This window comes from Candidatus Eisenbacteria bacterium (assembly GCA_035712145.1).
Lineage (GTDB): Bacteria > Eisenbacteria > RBG-16-71-46 > RBG-16-71-46 > RBG-16-71-46 > DASTBI01.
Genome location: DASTBI010000013.1, coordinates 15,111 through 33,789, shown reverse-complemented (window position 1 = coordinate 33,789; position 18,679 = coordinate 15,111). Strand labels below are relative to the sequence as shown.

14 protein-coding genes are annotated in these 18,679 nt (G+C 67.9%); 1 reads left to right on the top strand and 13 read right to left on the bottom strand.

What is annotated here, in order from left to right:
• Window positions 1-135: 135 nt before the first annotated feature.
• The 7 genes from VFQ05_00680 to VFQ05_00650 form a co-directional block, all read right to left on the bottom strand.
• Entirely contained in the window at window positions 136-1,458 is a 1,323-nt protein-coding gene (locus VFQ05_00680; protein HET9325267.1) for a polymer-forming cytoskeletal protein, read from the bottom strand.
• A 2-nt stretch (window positions 1,459-1,460) separates the two neighbouring features.
• Window positions 1,461-2,522, bottom strand: coding sequence for a DUF4097 family beta strand repeat-containing protein (locus VFQ05_00675; protein ID HET9325266.1), 1,062 nt, complete (start codon window positions 2,520-2,522; stop codon window positions 1,461-1,463).
• 642 nt (window positions 2,523-3,164) lie between these two features.
• A complete protein-coding gene (locus tag VFQ05_00670) occupies window positions 3,165-4,337 on the bottom strand; it encodes a cystathionine gamma-synthase (GenBank protein ID HET9325265.1) in 1,173 nt (390 codons plus the stop codon).
• Window positions 4,334-5,734, bottom strand: coding sequence for a pyridoxal-phosphate dependent enzyme (locus VFQ05_00665; protein HET9325264.1), 1,401 nt, complete (start codon window positions 5,732-5,734; stop codon window positions 4,334-4,336). The genes VFQ05_00670 and VFQ05_00665 overlap by 4 nt, the downstream gene beginning before the upstream one ends.
• A gap of 185 nt (window positions 5,735-5,919) precedes the next feature.
• Window positions 5,920-7,149, bottom strand: a complete 1,230-nt coding sequence (locus VFQ05_00660; GenBank protein ID HET9325263.1) for a multiheme c-type cytochrome — start codon at window positions 7,147-7,149, stop codon at window positions 5,920-5,922.
• A gap of 39 nt (window positions 7,150-7,188) precedes the next feature.
• Entirely contained in the window at window positions 7,189-7,359 is a 171-nt protein-coding gene (locus VFQ05_00655) for a hypothetical protein (protein HET9325262.1), read from the bottom strand.
• 151 nt (window positions 7,360-7,510) lie between these two features.
• A complete protein-coding gene (locus VFQ05_00650; GenBank protein HET9325261.1) occupies window positions 7,511-7,804 on the bottom strand; it encodes a hypothetical protein in 294 nt (97 codons plus the stop codon).
• A gap of 117 nt (window positions 7,805-7,921) precedes the next feature.
• Here VFQ05_00650 and VFQ05_00645 point away from each other — a divergent pair, with 117 nt between their 5' ends.
• The gene (locus tag VFQ05_00645) at window positions 7,922-8,737 is read left to right on the top strand and encodes a metallopeptidase family protein (protein HET9325260.1); all 816 of its coding nucleotides are present in this window, start codon (window positions 7,922-7,924) and stop codon (window positions 8,735-8,737) included.
• Here VFQ05_00645 and VFQ05_00640 read toward each other — a convergent pair.
• From VFQ05_00640 to accD, 6 genes are all read right to left on the bottom strand, one after another.
• The gene (locus VFQ05_00640; protein ID HET9325259.1) at window positions 8,664-11,090 is read right to left on the bottom strand and encodes a heavy metal translocating P-type ATPase; all 2,427 of its coding nucleotides are present in this window, start codon (window positions 11,088-11,090) and stop codon (window positions 8,664-8,666) included. The genes VFQ05_00645 and VFQ05_00640 overlap by 74 nt on opposite strands.
• 21 nt (window positions 11,091-11,111) lie before the next feature.
• Window positions 11,112-12,362, bottom strand: a complete 1,251-nt coding sequence (locus VFQ05_00635; GenBank protein ID HET9325258.1) for a hypothetical protein — start codon at window positions 12,360-12,362, stop codon at window positions 11,112-11,114.
• Window positions 12,363-12,421: 59 nt separating this feature from the next.
• Complete coding sequence (locus tag VFQ05_00630) at window positions 12,422-12,721, bottom strand: HU family DNA-binding protein (protein HET9325257.1); 300 nt, start codon at window positions 12,719-12,721, stop codon at window positions 12,422-12,424.
• 148 nt (window positions 12,722-12,869) lie between these two features.
• Complete coding sequence (locus VFQ05_00625) at window positions 12,870-16,370, bottom strand: putative LPS assembly protein LptD (GenBank protein ID HET9325256.1); 3,501 nt, start codon at window positions 16,368-16,370, stop codon at window positions 12,870-12,872.
• Window positions 16,367-17,731 (bottom strand): folylpolyglutamate synthase/dihydrofolate synthase family protein, encoded by a 1,365-nt coding sequence (locus tag VFQ05_00620; protein HET9325255.1) that lies wholly within the window; start codon window positions 17,729-17,731, stop codon window positions 16,367-16,369. The genes VFQ05_00625 and VFQ05_00620 overlap by 4 nt, the downstream gene beginning before the upstream one ends.
• Window positions 17,728-18,678: an acetyl-CoA carboxylase, carboxyltransferase subunit beta gene (gene accD / locus VFQ05_00615; GenBank protein ID HET9325254.1), complete on the bottom strand. Its 951-nt coding sequence runs from the start codon at window positions 18,676-18,678 to the stop codon at window positions 17,728-17,730. The genes VFQ05_00620 and accD overlap by 4 nt, the downstream gene beginning before the upstream one ends.
• Window position 18,679 lies beyond the last annotated feature (1 nt).

Genomic DNA, 18,679 nt, shown 5'->3' with positions numbered 1-18,679 from the left:
GGAGTGGTGAAGAAGGCGAACGTCGCCCCGTCCACGAGCAGCAGCACGCACATCGCCCACAGCGAATCCGCGCTCAATCGAACCCTCCGCTCGAGGCCACCAGGAGGGCGCGCAATCTACCGGAAAGTGAGTCGACTAGGCAGCGGGAGCCGGTGCTATCGGCGGAGGCGGCGGTGGCTCGGTCGGAGGCGACACCGTCGCGGCCTCGGGCGCAGAGCCGGCGCGGCCGAACCTGAAGAGCGGCCACCAGCGGGCGTCGCGTCCCTGTCCGAACTTGGTGCGTAGCAGAGCGCCCGCGCCCATGAGCGTCGCCACGGCGGCGATCATGAACGCCACCACCCACAGGAGCTTGCCGAACCAGCCGAAGAATGGCACGAAGCGCAGGAACTCGCTGACCACTCGCAACCCGGAGACGAGCAGCACGCCGAACACCGCCACCTGGACCGGCGTGACGGAACGGCCGAGACGCTGAACCGCGCGCTGACCGAGTGGCATGACGCCGACGATGTATCCCCACATCGCCAGCACGACGATGAGCCCCGCGTACGCGACCAGCGCGCCGAGCGCCAGGGGAATGCCGATGATCGTGATGCAGAGGATGGCGACCACCAGCGCCAGCGCCACCACCGAAGGCACCAGCATCAGGATCGTGCCGAGGCCGATCGCCAGCGTCAGGCCCGGCTCCTGACGAAGCGTGTCGAGCGCGACCTGCGTGCGGGTCGGAGCGAACTTGCCGATTCCCCATGCCACGCCGAGCGCGACCAGCAGCCAGGACATCGCGAAGGTCAGATGCTTGACGTCGCGGTCGGGGAAGAGATTGAAGTCCCTGTCGGTGTCGATGTCGTGATCGCCCAGCCTGTTCCTGATGCGTGTGATCTTCGTGCCCGACCCTCGGAGGGCCGTGACCCGCTGGCCGCCCACGCGTGCCCCTGAAGCCTCCTCGAGCTTGCCGCCGATGCACATCACGTCGCCGTCGACTCGCGCCGTGGGGCCGAGGATGACGTTGCCGCCGGTGGCCGCGACGTTGCCCTTGACGTGGCCATCGACCTGGATGTCGCCGCGCAGCGCGAACACGTCGCCTTCGACGGTCTGCCCCTTCTCGATGTGAATGTCCGAGCCGATCCGCACCACGTCCCCGGCGTGGCTGAAGTCCTCCGGGGGCTCCGGCGGCTCGGGAGGCTCCGGTGGCACGGGAAGCTCGGGAGGGTGGGGCGGTGCGGGCAGCGCGCGGCGAAGCTCTTCCGCGCGGCGCTCCGCGTCGCGCGCCCGCCGCTCGGCACGACGGCGCTCCATCGCGGCCACGCTCTCGGAAGGAACCGGCTCGAACTTCATCACCTCCTGCGCCCAGGCCGCGCCGTCCGATTCCGGCGCAAGGCCGGAGGCCGGGAGCAACCACGAGCCGGCGGCGAGGAAGAAGAACCCCGCAAGAGCCGCCAGAGGCCTGCGAGAAGGACGCATGATCATGGCTCTCCCGAGACCACGGCGATGCTGCCGGACGCGCTCTTCATCCGGACCGGTGCGGAGCCATCGCGAATCACGCCGGTCACGAGCCGGCGGGTCAGCGTCTGCGTGCGAACCGGCACGCCGAGGTCGAGGGATCCGCTGGAGGTCCGCATCTCCACCCGGCACCCTACACGAGAATCGAGTCCCAGCCGGATATCGCCGCTCGAAGTGACGAAGGTCGCATCCTGCAGTGGCGCCGTGACGTGGGTCTTGATCTCGCCGCTCACGGTCGTGATCGAGAGCCGGCCCGCGGTCGAGCCAATCCGCACCTCGCCGCTCGACGTGCTGACGGTCGCCCCACGTGCCGCGCTCTCGATGCTGACGTCGCCGCTCGTGGTCTCGACGCGGATCGAGTCGGAGACGTCGTCGATGTCCACGTCACCGCTGCTGGTGCTCACCGCCAGCACATTGGGGCTTCCCGAGATCTCGACGTCGCCGCTGCTGGTCGTGACACGCGCCGACCGCGGATCCATGAGCTCGACGTCGCCGCTCGACGTCACCACGTCCACCGGCCCGGTGGCGCCGTCGACGGAGACATCCCCGCTGGAAGCGCGCAGCCGCTGCTCCCCGCGCAGGTCCTGGGTGAAGATATCCCCGCTGCTGGCGTGGAGCTGCACCGCGAGCGCGGCGGGCACTTCCACCGCGAGCCGCACCTCGAGCCGCGGGACGGAGAGATCGAATCCCTCCCAGAAGTTCACGTGCACGGACTCTTTGCGCGGGTACTTGACCTTGACCACGTAGCGCGCTCCATCGCGCTGGAGCTCGACGGCGGCGGTGGCCGCGATCTTCTTCGCTTCGGCCTCGGTGGCGGCGCGGGCGATCTTGAGGGCGGTGATGCGAAGCTTGCCATCCGCGCTGGGTCGGACGTCGATGCGGCCCCGGGCGTTGTCGACGACCAGGGTGCTCAGCCCGTCCGCCGGCACCTCGCGGCGGCTCTGCTCACGCCAGGCCCGGTCGGCCAGAGCCCACCCCGGAGTCGAGGCGAGCGCTAAGGCGACCAGGAACCACTTTGCTTTCATCGGGAAACCCTACCGGAGAGATTTGATCGAGCCACCGCTCGTGCCGGGGCGGAAGCCAACCCACACGGCTCTTTACGTCGACGCAGGCCTTGGGGTTGCAGTTAGGAACGCCCATGGAAAAGGGAGGGCGGCTGGACGCCTCCCTCCCCCCTCGGACTACGTCACAACCGGTAGACGCAGGATTAGTGCTGCATCGTTGAGGTGTCCACGATCCCCGTGTCCGGCATCATCGCTGACGAATCCATCGGCGCCGACTCCGTCATGGGCGAAGCCTCGGGCGAGGACGCCTCTTGCTGCCCACCACAACCCACCAAGGCGATCGCCATGGTCAGAGACAGGAGCGCAACCAAGGTCAAAGCGACGAACTTACGCATCCTTGTATCTCACCTCCTCCTGATCCCGCGGCCCTCGGAGGCTTTCTCCGAGCGCGTCACCGGGGGTGGATATCTCGCTTCTCTTACAAACACCACTCGAAAGCGGCGTCCGGGCTGGCAAGTGTTCGATCCAGTTGACTCGAGGTCTGCCGCCACCCGCCGGCCTTCAGGACGGCAAACGCGCGGTAGCCTAGGGTCCGGCAAGGCGGATTGTCAATCCGAACTTGGCCCTAGGTGGAAAGCTCGTGGATGGTCTAATCCGATGCCTTCAAGCCACTTCGAGGGCCTGCTCCAGGTCGGCGCGTAGGTCGCCGAGGTCCTCGATCCCGACCGAAAGGCGCAGCAGGCCGTCGTCGAAACCCATGGCCAGCCTGGCCTCGCGAGGCACCGACGCGTGGGTCATCGACGCCGGATGACACACGAGACTCTCCACGCCGCCGAGGCTCTCGGCGCGAGTGAAGAGGGCGAACCGGTTGAAGACCCGCTCTCCCGCCGCCAGGGAGCCATCGCTCGGGATGAAGGAGATCATTCCGCCGAACCCCGAGGCCTGGCACTTGGCCAGCGCGTGCTGCGGGTGAGCCGGCAACCCGGGATAGAACACGCGGGACACGCGCGCGTGGCCCGCGAGGTACTCCGCGAGCGCGCGGGCGTTCGCGTCGTGGCGGTCCATCCGCACGGCCAGGGTCTTGGTGCCGCGCAACGCCAGCCAGCAGTCCATCGGACCGGGAACCGCACCCGAGGCGTTCTGGAGGAAGCGGAGCTTCTCGGCCAGCGCATCGTCGCGCGTCACCAGGGCCCCTCCCACCATGTCGCTGTGGCCGTTCAGGTACTTCGTCACCGAGTGCATCACGACGTCCGCCCCCAGCTCGAGCGGCCGCTGGAAGTAGGGCGTCATGAAGGTGTTGTCGACCGCGACCGCGATCCCGCGCCGACGCGCCCGCGCCGAGATGTCGCGGATGTCGGCGAGCTGCATGAGCGGATTGGTCGGGGTCTCGATCCAGACCAGGCGCGTCTCCTTCCGGAAGGCGGCTTCGACCGAGGCCGGGTCGGTGCAGTCCACGAAGCTGAAGTCGATCCCGTGGCGCTTCCACACCCGGTCGAAGAGCCGGTAGGTCCCGCCGTAGGTGTTGTTCCCGCACACCACGTGATCGCCCGCCGAGAGGGTCTGGATCAGCGTGTTCGTCGCGGCCAGTCCGGTCGCGAAGCAGAATCCGTGGCGCCCGTTCTCGAGCGAGGCGAGGTTCGCCTCGAGCGCCGCCCGAGTCCGGTTGTGAGTGCGCGCGTACTCGTAGCCCTTGTGTCGGCCGAGGGCTTCCTGCGCGTACGTCGACGTCTGGTAGATCGGAACCGTCACCGCCCCGGTGGCGGGGTCGGGCTCCTGCCCGGCGTGGATCGCGCGGGTGGCGAATCCGGGCTCCTGATTCTTCGGGCCTTCGCTCATTCGCCGCCGGCGATGAACTGCAGCATGTCGAAGCGGGTGAGGATGCCCACCACGCCTCCGTTGTGACGCACGAGGACGGCCGGATTGCGCGAGGCGAGCAGGCGGGTCACCCGGTCCACCGGCTCGTCGCTGCCGACGACCGGCAGCGGCTCGGCCATCCACTCCTCGACCGGCCGATCCACGGCCGAAGGATCGGCGAGCGCGGTCTTGAGGATGTCGTTGTCGAACAAGGTCCCCACCGGCTCCTTGTCGCGAAACACCGGGATCTGGGTGACGTCGTACTGCTCGATCAGCGCCAGTGCCCGCTTGAGCGGTTGGCCCACCTCCACCATCAGCAGCCCGGGAACCGCGCGCCGCTTGTTCTCCACCAGGTCCAAGGCGCGGGTGGCGCTCGGGTCGAGCAGGTGGTTGTCGCGCATCCAGGCGTCGTTGTGGACCTTGGACAAGTAGCGCTCGCCCGTATCGGGCAGCAGCACCACCAGCAGGTCGTCCGCCGAGAGCTCGCGCGACACCTGCAGGGCCACCCACATCGCCATGCCTCCCGATCCCCCGGTGAAGATGGCCTCCTGGCGTGCCAGACGCCGCGTCATGTTGAGTCCTTCGCGATCTCCGCAGGAGATCACGCGATCGATGACGGAGAAGTCGGTGGCGGTCGGGATGAAGTCCTCTCCCACGCCTTCGATCTTGTAGGTGTGCGGCTCCGACATCTCGCGCGTCTCGTGATAGTGCTTGAGGATCGACCCCACGGGGTCGGCGCCGATCACCTGGACCTTGGGGTTCTTCTCCTTCAGGTAGCGGCCGGTGCCCGAGATCGTTCCGCCGGTTCCCATGCCGGCGACGAAGTGCGTGATCTTCCCGGCCGTCTGCTCCCACAGCTCGGGCCCCGTCGTGAGGTAGTGAGCCTGCGGATTGGCGGGGTTGTGGTACTGGTCCATGAGCACAGCACCAGGGCGGTCGCGCTCGATGCGCCTGGCCACCGAGTAGTACGAGTCGGGCGACTCCGGCGGCACCGCGGTCGGACTCAGCACCACCTCGGCGCCGAATGCCTTGAGCAGGTTGACCTTCTCGATCGAGACCTTGTCCGGCATGCAGAACACGGCGCGATAACCGCGCACCGCAGCCACCATGGCCAGCCCGAGCCCGGTATTGCCCGACGTGCACTCGACGATCGTGCCACCCGGCGCCAGGCGTCCGGAGCGCTCGGCGGCCTCGACCATCGCCAGTCCGATCCGGTCCTTCACGCTGCCGCAGGGATTGAACGCTTCGAGCTTGGCGAGCACGGTCCCGCGGCTCTCCCGCGCCAGCATGCGGACGCGGACCAGCGGCGTCCGGCCCACGGTATCCAGAACCGATTCGTGGTAATCGACCCCAGCGAGGCTGGAATTCGTCTTGACCATCGGGGGCTCCAACGGGCGCGCGCCTGACGAGGAGGAACCGAGGGCCGGCGCGCCACGCCGAGCCGAAAGGCTCGGAGGCCGCTTGCTGTGGGCCGCGAAGGAGACTAGAAGGCCCGCGTCGGCGGAGTCAAACGGCGTGGCCCGGCGAGCTCTGCGAAGGCTTGGGCGCGGTGCCCGTCAGGGCCTCAGTGGCCGCCCGAGCCGCCCTTCATCATGTTCGGATTGGGCGTCTTGGTCTTCTTCCGCTGGATGGTCTCGCCCGACATGTTGCCGTGGGCGACCATGGGTAGCTTCTTCTCCCAGTTGAACTCCGGATCGTTCTCGCCGTGGTGGCAATTCACGCAGGTCTGCTGCGTGACCTTGAGCGTGGTGGCGTAGTCCTCGTGCCGCGTGCCCATGCCGTGGCAGTTCTCGCACTGGACGTTCACCAGCCGCGGCGCATCGGCGCTGCTCTGGAAGCCTCCCGGCGCCTTGTAACCCACCACGTGACAGCCGATGCACTCCGGCGTCGCGTCCTTCTTGGCGTCGATCAACGTCTGCCAGGCCTGCGAGTGCGACGTCGTCTTCCACTGTTGCGCCTCGCCTTGATGACAGCGCTGGCACAGATCGGCGCCGAGGAAGTGGTCCGTGGCCTGGGTCTTGGCCTGGTCCTGGATTTCGGACATGCGCTCCTTCTCCGCCTTGCGGAGCTTCTCGTTGAGCGCGTCCTCGAAGTCCTTCACGACCTTGGCGATCTCGGGCTTGTCCGGAATCTCGGGGCCGAGGATGAAGCTCTCGTTCTCGCCGGTGGCCATCTTGCCCTTGGCGTCGAGCGTGATCAGGGTGCGGCTCATGTACTGGCCCTGCTCGCCGCCGTAGGAGGTGACCGTGTTCTTCACCATCCGGCCCTTCTGCAGGAGCGGCACGTTGTGCCCGCAGATCACGGCGTCGATTCCCGCCACCGCGGCCGCAAGGTCTTCGCTCTCGACCTTGCCGAGCTGCGACAGCAGGACGATGACGGTGGCGCCCTTCTTCTTCAGATCGTCGATGGTGCGCCGCGCCGCGGCCGAAGGCTCTTCGACCTTCAGCGAGTCACGCGCCGGGCCAAGGTCCACCTTGTCGCTCATGAGCGAGAAGATGCCGACGCGGGCGCGTCCCACTTTCTCGATCACGTAGGGCTGGAAGACCGGACGCCGAGTCGAAGCCTCGAGCAGGTTGGTCGAGACCATGGGCAGGTTCTTCTGTTTCACCAGCGTCTTGAGGTAGGCGAGTCCCCAGCGCAGCTCACGCTCGCTGGTGCCGACCGCCGAGGTCCCGAGCATCTTCATCGCGTCCATCAGGAACCAGGCAGCATCCTGCTGCGGATCGGACTCCGGGAAGAATCCGCCGTTGTCGACCAGGACGACCTGGCCGTAGCTCGCCTTGATGCTGTCCACGAAACTGGCCCGCCGGGCCAGGCCCCCCTTGGGCGTGTGTCAGCCGCAGGGGCTCGTCTTACCTTTGACGTCCGTGGTGGACAGGATGATGAGCTTGTCCGGCTGCTTGCTGGTGTCGCTCACCGCGGCCGCGACCGCCAGGACGAGGAGGGCGAGGACGAGGAAGGAAAGGACGACCCGGACGCGCGATGAAAGGGACCGCAGGGACACGAAAAATCTCCGGTGGGTTCGATGGGAGAGGCTGGGAACACCCGCTCGGGGTGGTTCCGAGCGGATTGGATTCTAGAAGTCGCTGGAGAAACGCGTCAAGGCAGGCGAGCGTCGATGCTCCCGGGCCACGAGGATTTTGCAGGGCTTTGAATCAAGCCTGGCTCGGGTACTTGGAAATCAGGTCCTGAGCCGGGATCCGGCGGCCCGAGACCGGGTGCACCACCCGGACCTCGAAAGAGTAGCGATCGAGCCCGAAATGCCGCTCGATCTGCCTCAGCAGGCCATCGATGGTCGCGTCCCCACGAATCGTCCGGCCGCGTCGTCCCTGTCCGCGCGCCCGGGCCACACCGGCCTCGAAGCCCTCCTGATAGGCATGCTTGAGCATGCGCTCCAGACCTCTCCAATGGCGCGCCTTGAGCTTGCGCAGCGCCTGACTCTGAGTCATGCGGCCCTCCTCACGTTTCGGCGTCTACACCACGCAAAACTCTAGCACCGGGCAAGTCCAGGGCAAGCGCTGGTCCGGGCGGGTTCCGGCAGGTACCCTGCGCGACCGGAGGGTTCCGTGTACGACGCGCTGTCCGAAGCCGAGTGGGACCAGGTCGATCAGGTGTGGGATCTCCTCGAAGGCTCGGAAGTCGATCGGGCCAGGACCGAGACCAACGACCTGCTCGGCCGTCGCCCGCGCCATCCCGACCTGCTGGTGCTGGACGCGGCGGTCGCCATCGAGGAGGGCGATCCCGACCGGGCGCTCGATGCCCTGCGCGGTGCCGAGCGCTCGGCCGATCCCGCCTTGTTCTTCCACCTGCGCGCCCTGGCGCGCTTCCACCGGGTGGATCTCGAAGCGGCGCGAGCCGATGCCGACAAGGCCCTCGCCGTGCGGCCGCAGCTCGCGGAGGCGCACGCGCTGCTCTCCCGGATTCACGAGCTGCTGGGTGACCAGGACTCGTCGGCGCGGCATGCCGAAGCCGCGAACGACATCGATCCCGAGACCTTTCCCCCTCCGCTCGAGGTGAGCGACGAGGCCTTCGACCAGCTCGTCGAGAAGAGCCTTGCCGAGCTGCCCGAGGTGGTGCGCGACCACCTTCAGCAGATCCCGGTCATGGTCGAGCCGCTCCCCTCACGCCACCTGCTGATCGCCGAGAAGCCGCCACTGGCCCCCGACCTGCTGGGGCTGTTCGTCGGCCGGCATCTGCTGGAGCAGAGTCATGCCGATCTTCCAGCGGCCCCCGGCGCGATCTATCTCTTCCGCCGCAACCTGCTGCGCGCCTGCCGCGACCAGGACGAGCTGTCGCGCGAGATCCGGATCACCGTCCAGCACGAGGTGGGTCATTACCTCGGTCTGGATGAAGATGATCTCGAACGCTGGGGTCTGGCATAGCGGTGGCGAGGGCCATGCCTCGCAGACGCAAGGCATTGGCGATGACCGAGAGGGAGCTGAAGCTCATGGCGGCGGCGGCGATCACGGGGCTCAGAAGCAAGCCGAAGAAGGGATACAACAGTCCTGCCGCGATCGGCACCCCGAGGGCGTTGTAGGCAAACGCGAAGAACAAGTTCTGCCGGATGTTCGTCATCGTGATGCGACTGAGCTGGCGCGCGCGCACGATTCCGACCAGATCGCCCTTCACCAGTGTGACGCCTGCGGTCTCCATCGCCACGTCCGTACCGGTGCCCATCGCGATGCCAACGCGCGCTGCGGCAAGGGCTGGAGCATCGTTGATCCCATCACCGGCCATCGCCACCACGCGGCCTTCGGCCTGGAGCTTCCTGACCACCTCGGCCTTCTGGTCGGGAAGCACTTCCGCATGCACATGGTCGATGCCGAGCTGCCGTGCGACCGCCTGGGCGGTCACGAGGCTGTCACCGGTGAGCATCACGAGACGCAGCCCCTGGTCATGGAGCTGCCGAACCGCCTGGAACGTCGACGATTTGATGGGATCGGCGACTCCGATCGCCGCCGCGACACGTTGGTCCACCGCGAGGAACACCACGGTCTGACCTGATTCGCGCATCCGCTGCGCCTCGATCTCGAGCGGTCCAGCCGTCATGCCGAGGTCTGCGATCCACTTGGCATTCCCGAGCGCCACCGGCTTGCCGTCCACTCTCCCGCGTACGCCCTTGCCGCCGAGCGCCATGAACTCCGTCGCCTGGCTCACCGGCAGCCGACGCTCGCTGGCCGCCGAGACGATCGCGGCGGCCAGCGGGTGTTCGCTTCCACGCTCGAGAGCGGCCGCAAGGCGCAGCGCATCGGGCTCCTGCCAGCCGTCCGCCACCACCGCTCGCACCAGCTTCGGCTTCCCCTCGGTCAGCGTTCCGGTCTTGTCGAAAACGAGTGTGTCGACCGTGCGCAGGGTTTCGATCGCCTCGGCGTTCCGGAAGAGCACACCGAGCGTCGCGCCCTTGCCCACCGCCACCATGATGGACATGGGCGTGGCGAGCCCGAGCGCGCACGGGCACGCAATGATCAGCACCGCCAGGGCATTGAGGATCGCGTATGCCATTCGCGGCTGGGGCCCGGCGATCGCCCAAACGATGAACGTCACGATGGCGATCGCGACCACCGTGGGCACGAACCAGGCGGAGACCTGGTCGGCGAGGCGCTGGATCGGCGCGCGGGTGCGCTGCGCCTGCGCGACCATCTGGACGATGCGTGCCAGCAGCGTGTCGGAGCCAACCTTCTCCGCCCGCATGACCAGGGACCCCGTTCCGTTGATCGTCGCGCCAACGAGGCGGATGCCGGGCTCCTTCTCCACCGGGATCGGTTCGCCGCTCACCAGGGATTCATCGACGGAGCTTCGTCCTTCGAGAACCACGCCGTCCACCGGCACCTTCTCTCCCGGGCGCACGCGCAGCCGGTCGCCGACCTTGACCTGATCGAGGGAGACGTCTTCCTCGGTGGCATCGTCACGGATTCGCCGTGCCGTGGTCGGCGCCATGCCGAGGAGCGTCTTGATGGCGGCGCTGGTCTCGCTGCGGGCCCTGAGCTCCATGACCTGGCCGAGCAGGACGAGCGTGACGATGACGGCCGCCGCCTCGAAGTAGGTGCCCACCCTTCCCGATGCATCGCGGAACGACTCCGGAAAGATCCCTGGCAGCAGCATCGCGGCGAGGCTGTAGAGGTAGGCGGCGGCGACACCGAATCCGATGAGCGTGAACATGTTCGGGCTGCGGTTTGCGAGGGACTGCCAGAAGCGCACGAAGAAAGGCCATCCACCCCACAACACCACGGGCGTGGCGAGAAGCAGCTCGGCCCAGCTCGAGAGCGGCATCGGCAACCATCGGTGGATCGGCTGACCGGGCAGCAGCGCGCCAACCATCATGAGCACCAGCGGCGCCGTGAGCGCGGCACAGACCTGGAATCGACGGCGCATGTCGACGAGCTCGGGGTTCTCCTCGTCGGTGAGCGAAACCGTTCGAGGTTCGAGCGCCATGCCGCAGATCGGACAGTTGCCTGGGCCCTTCTGCACGATCTCGGGATGCATCGGGCACGTGTACTCGGCCGATAGGGCAGCCGGGGGCGCCTTGGCGCCGTGATCCACCTGCGGCTTGGGGGCGAGGTACTGATCGGGGGCCGCGGTGAATTTCGTGAGACATCCTGCGGAGCAGAACCGGTACGTCTTGCCTTGGAACGTCGTCTGGTGCGGGCTTCCGGCGCGCACCGTCATCCCGCAGACGGGATCGCGCTCCTGCGTCGCATCCTGTGTTCGATTGGGGGTCAGCGGAACGGAGCTCATGGCTTCATCTTCGCGCAGCCGTCAAGTCCCCGCGGCCGCCGCGTCGAGCGGCGCGTCCTCGACCGCCTCGACCCCGATGGTGCCCTGGCCGCAATGCGCGCACGGGACGCGGTAGTGGCGGAGGTCGGATCGCTCGACCAAAGGGGCGATCCTGGCCAGCGCCATGGCCGGGCGGTTCGCCGCAACCTCGCGCCCCGCGACTTCGAGCGCCTCGGCGAGAAACCGCCCCGCGTCCCCGTGTGCGAAGGGCTCATCGGCCAGCGTGCGGATCAGATTCCCGGCGAGCGGCGCCGCGACCCGGCCAACCTCTTCGGCCAGCGATAGGCGCGCATATCCGAGCAGCAGCAACGCGCGATCGTCGAAAGTATCGAACTCCAGCTCGCGCTCGGCGGCGCGCAGCGCGCGCGCATCGCCGCAGGCGTCGGCGCCGCGGGCCGCGGCGCGCTCGACCATCACCGTGAACAGCAGCCGGCCCACGGTGTGATCGCTCCAATAGGACGATGGCGCTCCGGCCTCGGCGCGGGCGGCTTCGAGCCGCGACGGCTCGGGGACGCCGGTCCCGAGGGCCACGGCTTCCAGCACCGCGAGCGCCGCCCGGTTCCAGCGCGCCTCGATGCGGGTCCCCGCGCCCGCGAGATCGGCGCGTGCGCCCTCGAAATCACCGCGACGCGCGCGCAGCGCGCCGCGATCGAGTCGGGCGATCTGATGGCCGGGATCGAGATCGAGCAGCCGCGTGAGGGCCGCTTCGGCGGCCGAGAGATCGCCGAGTCGCTGCCGCGCGATCGCGAGCGCGAGCCAGAGACGTGCGCCGGTGGCCACGTCCTGCTTCTGGGGTGTCTCGCCGAAGGAGTCTTCCACCAGACGCTCGAGGCGTGTGCGCGCATCCGCGAACGCACCCGTGCGCAAGGTCTCGAGCGCCGCGCGGACCGCGGCTTCATCCTCCGGCGAGATCTCGGGTGGGTCGAGGTCCGAGAGGAAACGAGGTCGCTCGGGGACCAGCGGGCGGAGACGCGCGGCATCCCCGTTCCAGGCTTCGAGCACCGCCGCCAGGTTCTGGAGCTGGCCGTAGATCTCCTCGAAGCGCGGCTCACCGAGGGTCAGCGGCTCCCCGCAGTGCGGGCAAGGCGCATCCTCGGCATTCGCCGGGATCCTCGTCGCCCGCTGACAGCGCTCGCACCATGCGTCGCGATGATCGCCCGCGATCCCGATCCACGCGCTCAGGCCGCACTGGTCGCATCTCAGCAACCGCCGCGCGGGAATCCGAGTGGTCATGAAAACGGCGAGCGGGGACCAGCCGTCGCGACGGGTCCCCGCTCGGCCCTCCTCTTGTCTCACTTCGTGCGAATCTTGTCCTTGAGGGCTCGCCCCGCGCGAAACGCCGGCAAGCGCGCCGCCTGAATGACGAGCGGCTCGCCGGTGCGGGGGTTGCGCCCGGGCCGTGAAGCACGGCGGCGAGTCTCGAACGTTCCGAATCCCGCCAGACGCACGTTTCGGCCCTGGACCAGCGTGGTCGGGATCAAACCCATCTGCTTCCCTTCCACCGAGAACAACACATCGATCGCTCGCTTCGATTGCCGAAGCGACAGCCCGGTGCGGCGTGAGAAAGAGCGCGTCAGTTCGCCCTTGTTCATCCGGACTTCCTCCTACTGGAGCCCGACCGGGGCTCACGCGGGTGGCTCAACCCTCCAGAGCTTGTCACCGTGCTCCACGGTGTCAACGCATTTCTCGCCGGCCGCGACAACTGGATGCGGGCGCGCCGGCAATTGGCCCGGGGCCGCGCTACTGGATGCCTCCGACGCTGCCCATGCGCGTCCCGCGCTCGACGTAGAGCTCCCGCTGGTCCTTGACCGAGAGGCGGAAGTAGTACTCGGCCTCTCCCCCGATGTTGAAGATGCGGGTGAAGCTGGCCTGCCAGCAATGCAGGTCGCGGACCAGGCCGAAGCGCTGCGTGAGCAGCTCGCGATTGGTGAGGTTCACCGCGGTCGAATACTCGAGGCGCCAGTTGGGGGTCAGGTTGAAGCGTGTCACGCCGTTGACCGTCTGCGTGCTCTCCCAATCGCGCTCACGCAAATACCCGCCCGAATAGGAGAACACCAGACCCAGCGACCACGGCTCCGCGAAGTCGACCTGCACCTGCTGCGCACGCTTGTCGAGCGCGATCTCGGGCGTGTTGCTCGGGCGCGTGGTCGCGCCGGTGAAGTTCACGGCCATGCTGTAGTTGAGCGCCCGCAGCGGACGCTTCTCGTAGACGTCGACGAGCCAGTTGAGGTCTCCGGAGGCCGCGCCCGGCGGCGAGAAGCGGACCACCGAGTTGATGGGCGCCAGCGGATGCTCCTGTCCCTGCTCCTCGTAGAGGAAGTTGTAGCCACTGGACATCGACCACTGCAGCAGGTTGTCGAGCCGCTCCTCCTTGCCCTTCCTCAGCAGCTTGACTTGCCAGCGCTGATCCAGCGAGAAGCCCATGCTCGCGGCGCGGAAACCGGAGATGCCAATCCCTCCGAACGGGGTGAAGCGCGAGCGGATCACTCCCAGGCTGTCCGTGAACAGCAGGTTGTCGAAGCTCGGGCTGTAGCGAAAACTGACGCTCGGGAACACCACGTGGCGGATCCCGACGAGAGGACCCCACTGGAGTCGCGAGGTGCCGTAGTACGTCGTGCTGGTGGCCAGCGAGGCGTTCCAGGTGGCGGAAGGCACGAATTCGTTGCCCAGATTATCGAAATCCCACAGCACCGCGCTCGCGTTGAACGCAGGAGAGAAGTTGAGCCAGCCGAAGAGCCGCCGCGAATCGCGCAACGAGGCGTTCGCGGCGCTCCCCCAGCGATCGCTCTTGATCTGCGAGATCACCGTGGTGGAGTCCAGCGTGCTGTCCGCGCGCAAGAAGGTGCTGTAGCCCGAGACGACGGCGCGCTGCTCGGTCTGTGCCAAGACGCGAGAGTCGAGCGAGAAGTACATCGACGCCAGCGAGCGGGAGAACGGCGTGTCGCGCAGGAAGCCCAGCGAGCCGATCGCGCGCGTGGGGAACGAGACCGAGAGGTTGGGAAGCGACTGGGTCAGATTCGGCAGGGACGCCACCGTCCCCAGCGCCGACCCCTGCAGCGGCCCTTGCCCGTCCGGATCCTTGATCTGCTCGTCGGCGTCCAGGTCCTGCCTGCGGTCGATCACCAGATAGAGGTTGGCCCATTCCGCGGCGTGGGAGAGCGCCAGGTTCGAGGTGAGGAAGCGATTGACCCGGCTCGAGAGCGGCCTCCCGAACTCGACGCTCTTGCTGTAGGCGCGGCTCGACACGAACTGACCACGTGCCTGCAGCCGGGTGCGAGGCGTGATGTCCTGCTGGTGATAGGCATTGAAGTCGTAGTTGTCGCTCGGGCTGAGGGGATTCTCGCTGCGCTGGTACGTATAGGTGATCTGGCCGTCGAACGAGTAGAGGAGCTTGTAATTCGCTTCCGAGCGGATCAGCCACGAGGGCTCGGCCTGGTAGTAGTCGCCGGCGACGGTGAGGTCCATGTAGTCGTTGGGCGCATAGTAGTAACCGGCGTTGCGGATGAACTGGCCCGCCGTGGTGCTCAGTCCGATCTCGAATTGCGGGAAGATGAAGCCGGAGTGGCGGCCCGGCTTGATGGGGAAGATCCAGAACGGCAGGGCGAGCAGCGGCACGTTCCGGACGTAGAACACCACCGGCTTCGCCACCATCTTGTCCTTGAGATAGATCTTCATCCACTTCGCCTGGAAGTGATAGTGCGGGTGATCGAGCGAGCAGGTGCTGTACTCGCCGCTCTTCACGTCGAGCTCGTTCTCGCCGACTTTGCGGATGCGCTCCCCGTGATAGAGACCGCGCTCGTAGGTGGTCTCGGCCTGGTAGATCGTTCCTTCGCGTGACTCCAGGTCGTAGGTCATGAGGTGGCCTTCCACCTTGTCGCCGCGATCCACGATCTGCGGCCGGCCGCTCGCCACCAGCACCTGCTCCTGACTGTCGAATTCCACGCGCCGCGAGTTGAGCGAGACCTCGCGGTAGTCGAGCTGCGCCCCTTCGTCGAGGATGATCCGGTCCTTCGGCACGTGGAACTCGATGCGAGGCGCCCGATACTTGACCGTCTCGAGCCGGGCGGCCGCCGTGTCCCCCGTCGCCACCTCGAGGCGGTACTCGCCGGTGGCGTGGCCACGCACCACCGCGCGATCGATCTTCCGATCCTTGAGGTGGACGGTGATCGTGTCGCCGGCGGCCACGTTGCTCTCCGGGGTCTTCCCGGGCCGCGCCACGGCCTGGTACTCGTTGCGCGCGTCGCCCACCGACGTCAGGCTGTCCATCTCGTCGTCGGTGAAGAACACGTCCATGCGCTCCCCGGTGAGCCGGCTGGTCTCGCCTTCGCTCCCCGGGCGGACGCCCTTGTAGTCGAGCGTGGCGTTGGAGCGCACCACGAAGCGGCGCAGGGTTCGCTTCTCGGTCCACACCTCGAGCGTGTCGCCGGTCACGGTGGTCTCGTTGTCCCAGGCTTTGGGGTGCCCGTAGAGCCAGCCACGGTCGGCGCGGTCGTCGAACACCGCGTAATCGCCGGTGGCCTTGAGCGTGTCGCGATCAACCACCACCGAGTCGATGGCTTCGGCGCGCCGCGTCTCGGTGTCGAGCCGGAGCCGCTTCGCCGAGATGCGCGCCACGCGCCCGCGTTCGTCCTCGGACTCCATCACCGGCTTCCCCGTGGCGACCGCCACGTGCCGGCGGCGGTCGTAGTCGACGTTGTCGGCGAGCAGGCGCAGCCTGTCCTTCTTGCCCTCGCCGCGGACCCGGCCGCGAGCCTTCACCAGCATCGAGTCGCGCCAGTAGGTGAGCTGCTCGCAGCGAATGATCTGCGAGCTGTCCTCCGCCACCACGCCGCCGTAGAGCTCGGCCCTTCCGCGACCGCGATCATAGGTGCCGGAGGGCGCCCGGAGGGTCGCGCCCTTGTCGGTGATCACGACGTTTCCGGTCACCTGGAGCAGGTCCTTCTCCTCCGAGAAGGCCGCGTGATCGCAGCTCAGCGTGGTCGTCGTGTCCACCAGTCGAACCCGGTCGTCCAGATACAGCATGCCCTGGGCGCGCAGGTAGCGACCGCGGTCCGCGGTGATGACGGTGAGCCCGCGCGTGATGCGCACGTCGCCGTTGAGCAGCACGATGTCGCCTTCGGGGCCCCGGCTGCCGGTCACGTTCGCCGCCGAGATGTTGAGCGGCGGCTGCGCGAGGGCTGGGCCCACGGTCGCCGTCGCCGCCAGGATGGCGAGCGCCATGAAGACGAATGCGCGGCTCATTGCAGGGCCTCGGGCGCGCCGCCGAACGCCTGCATGGCTTCGCCGACGGCGAACAGCGATCCGGTCAGCAGGACCGGATCGCTGCCGGCCACCGCCAGCGCGTGCTCGACGGCGCGCGGCAGCTCGGGAATCGCGTCCGCCGAGAGCCCGTCGGCGGCCGCTGCACGGCGGATCACTTCAGGATCGAGCGCGCGGGCGTTCGTGGTGCGGGTGGCGACGACGCGGGCCCGCGGGAAGTGGTGCGCGATTCCGTCGAGCATCCACGGCACGTCCTTGTCGCGCGAAAGCGCCAGCACGACGGCGCCGGGCGTTTCGATGCGGAGGTCGCGGGCCCAAGCCTCGACCAGAGCGCTCACGCCGGCGACGTTGTGCGCGCCGTCCCACCAGAGCCGCGGCTCATGGGGGCATGGCTCGAGCCGTCCCGGCCAGCGGACCCGCGCGACGCCTTCGCGCACGGCGCGGGCGTCCAGCGCCGGATCGTTGCGGGCCAGGAGGCCGAGCGCCGTGAGCGCGAGCTTCAGGTTCTTCACCTGGTGCCGCCCCCTCAGCGGGCAGGCGAGATCGAGACGCCCCCAGTCGGGGTGCGTGACCCTCCAGTCGATGCCGTCGGCATCGGTCGTGGCCTCGGAGGCGACGAACATCTCGAGCGGCGATCGTCGGGTTGCGGCGCCGTTGGGCGTGACCAGGGCGGGCACGTTCCACGCGACGCGGAGGGGCACCAGCGGAGCGCCACGAGCCTTCGCCGCCGACGCCACCGCGGCGAGCGCGCGCGGATCGGAGTCCTCGCACACCACGGGCACGCCGGGCTTGACGATGCCAGCCTTCTCGGCGGCGATGACCTCGATCGTGTCACCCAGGATCTCGGTGTGGTCGAGACCGATCGCGGTGATCACGGAGAGCTCGGGCGTGAGGACGTTGGTGCTATCGAGACGTCCACCGAGCCCCACCTCGACCACTGCGAGATCGACGTCGTGCTCGGCGAAGCAGAGAAAGCCGAGCGCGGTCGCCACCTCGAAAAAGGTGCGGTCCTTCGCTTCGGGAAGGCGCTCGATGCGATCCAGAGCGTCCTCGAGCCACGGGTCGTCGGCCCAGCGGCCGCCCACGCGGATCCGCTCCCGGAAGTCCACCAGATGGGGCGACGTGTAGAGACCGGTGCGATGGCCGGCCTCGCGCAGGACGCGCTCGATGATCGCGCACACCGATCCCTTGCCGTTCGTTCCCGCCACGTGGATCGAGCGGAAACGCCGGTGCGGATCACCCAGCGCCGCGAGGATCGCGCGCGTGCCGTCCAGCCCGAGCTTGTCCTTGCGGCGCTCGAGCCCGTAGAGCGTCTCGAGCCGAGCCTGGAGCCTATGGGTCACCGGGGTCCGATTCCGGCTCCGATCTTACCGTCCGCCGAGGGGAGCTCTGGGCGGTAGCCGTGCGGCGACGCTTCCCCGTCACGCGCGAAGCCGTGCGTGGAGCGCCAGAAAAACTCGAGCAAACTCGACACTTCGTCGTGCATCTGCTTGCGGTGCACGATCCGGTCGACGAAGCCTTTTTCCATGACGAATTCGGCGCGCTGGAACCCGGGCGGAAGATCCTCGCCGATGGTCTGGCGGATCACGCGCGCTCCTGCGAAGCCGACCAGCGCCTTCGGCTCGGCCACGATCACGTCGCCCAGAGACGCGTAGGACGCCAGCACGCCGGCGGTCGAAGGATCGGTGAGGATCGAGATGAACGGCAGGCGCTGGTCTTGAAGTCGCGCCAGCAACGCCGAGGTCTTGGCCATCTGCATCAGCGACAGGATGCCTTCCTGCATGCGCGCGCCGCCGGTGGCCGACACCACGATCAGCGCTCGCCGCTCGGCGATGGCCGTCTCGATCGAGCGCGCCACTTTCTCGCCGACCACCGAGCCCATGCTTCCGCCCATGAAGAAGAAGTCCATCACGGTCAGGCTCACAGGCTTCCTGCCGATGGTGGCGACGCCGGCGATCGCCGCGTCCTTCTGACCGGTCTCGCGCTGCGCGGCCTTCAGCCGGTCGGGATATCGCATGCGCGCATCACGGAACTCGAGCGGATCGGTGGCTTCGAGGTCGGCATGCCGCTCCACGAAGGAGTCCGGGTCGGTCAGCATCTGGAGATAGGTGCGCGCCGGAACCCGGAAGTGATGGCTGCAATGGGGGCAGGTCCAGAGGTTCTCTTCGAGCACGCTCTGGAACAGCGCTTCGCCGCAGCCTTCGCACTTGGTCCACAGCCCTTCGGGAAGGTCCGGACGAGGCGTCTTGCTGGACTTGATTCCGGAGCGCTCGCGCTTGAGCCAGGACATG